The organism is Methylobacterium sp. Leaf87 (assembly GCF_001422775.1).
Taxonomy (GTDB): domain Bacteria; phylum Pseudomonadota; class Alphaproteobacteria; order Rhizobiales; family Beijerinckiaceae; genus Methylobacterium.
In genome coordinates this window covers 1-1,473 of sequence record NZ_LMMI01000054.1, presented here as the reverse complement: position 1 = coordinate 1,473, position 1,473 = coordinate 1, and the positions used below count along the sequence as shown (strand labels likewise).

At 48.7% G+C, this 1,473-nt stretch carries 2 protein-coding genes and 1 pseudogene; 2 read left to right on the top strand and 1 reads right to left on the bottom strand.

Annotated elements, in window-relative coordinates:
* Positions 1–157: 157 nt before the first annotated feature.
* Positions 158–421 (top strand): hypothetical protein, encoded by a 264-nt coding sequence (locus ASF22_RS24225; RefSeq protein ID WP_156647871.1) that lies wholly within the window; start codon positions 158–160, stop codon positions 419–421.
* A gap of 9 nt (positions 422–430) precedes the next feature.
* Positions 431–1,354, top strand: a complete 924-nt coding sequence (locus ASF22_RS24220) for a hypothetical protein (RefSeq protein WP_156647870.1) — start codon at positions 431–433, stop codon at positions 1,352–1,354.
* 32 nt (positions 1,355–1,386) lie between these two features.
* Here ASF22_RS24220 and ASF22_RS24215 read toward each other — a convergent pair.
* Positions 1,387–1,473, bottom strand: a pseudogene (locus ASF22_RS24215) (IS5/IS1182 family transposase); the annotation flags it as partial.

Below are 1,473 nucleotides of genomic sequence, written 5' to 3'. Positions count from 1 at the left end.
CTATCCCAGCACACTCGCCGATCTCCACATCGTCGCCTTCGTCTGCCTCATGCTCAAACAGGCCGCTCAACTGGCAAGCGGTTCATAACAGTCTCTAGAAGCACTCATCTCGCCCTTCGAGAACGCAATAGGTAGAACAGCATCACTCTGGGGTGAAATGGCGTTCCAGCGTTGGGATGGTCTGCGCTGGCGTCAGCAAGCTTTGGCAGGACTGTACGACGCTGAAATGATTGCGTCTTCACTGATTAGTAACGAACAAGTAAAATCGATTTCCAAAAAGCAATCGCGACTGATTGAGGAAACAAAACGCCTCTTTTCCGATTCCGAATTTGAGGAAGCCGTACGTCTCGGAACAAATACACCATCGAGAATTAAACTAAGGATTGAAAAAGTCCGCGACATGCTCCTTGATTTAGCGTGAGTATGAATTATGAGCATAGCTCGCGTTGAATTTCTGAGAAGCCTTGAAGGCATAAATGAGGCTATTAGCCTCGAATACTTGGCTCAGGGCGCAACCCAAGCCACAATAACGCCAGGAGTATTTGTTCTCCGTCGTGGAATTCTAATTTCTAGCCTAATTGCGCTCGAAACATTCGTCAGAGATCGAACTGTCGAGGCATTGCGAACTCTTGAGCGCTGGCCCCTTTCTTACGAAGATCTACCTGAAAAACTTAGAATTGCGGCAAGGCTAAACGCGCTATCGAATCTCCAGCAGTTCGCAAAAATGCTGAAGCGGCAGGAAGAAGATTTCGAGCTAGAACTGCGAACCGAAATAGCTAAAATGGCATCAGGGCACGGTACGGTTCAGCAATTTAGTAAATTTGTTGCAGGAGATTATACTGGAAACATTTCAGATCTCGGTTTGAAAGATCTACTATCGAGTTTACAGGTTGTAGATTACTGGAATACATTTCGCACCTTCATTTCTGACGCCGGCATCGGCGTCCCATCGGTCCAAGAACTCGTAAAAGGAATAGTTCGAAAGCGCCACCGTAGCGCGCACTCTGCAAGTTATTCACCAAACGCAGGAGATATCGTTAACTTGAGGACGGATCTTTTATGCGTTGGCCTGTGTTTTGACGCAGCAGTTTCATCATCAATGGAGCAGTCGTTGTTTGCGGCAGATGAATGGTCGGGTGGTAAATGCAAATGGCGTGATGGAGTAAACATGTACTTTGCTGAACCACATGATCGGGGGATACGCGTTCTGAAATCCGGCCAAACTAGAGCTCTCCGAATCGCAAACGATATTGGGGAAGCGAAGCTATTGATCCCGCGCGCGACGCCCGGAGAGATATCTCTATTGATCGAGAGAGATGGGTCAGGGAGACCAGTTAAATGGGATATCATGTAGAAGGTGTAAGTTAGGAACGCTCCTAGGGCGTGTCATCGCTTGAGCCAATCGAGGGCGGCTGCGAGGGAGAGGACGCCCATGAAGCTGACGGCAGTCTTCTCGTAGCGTGTGGCGATGGC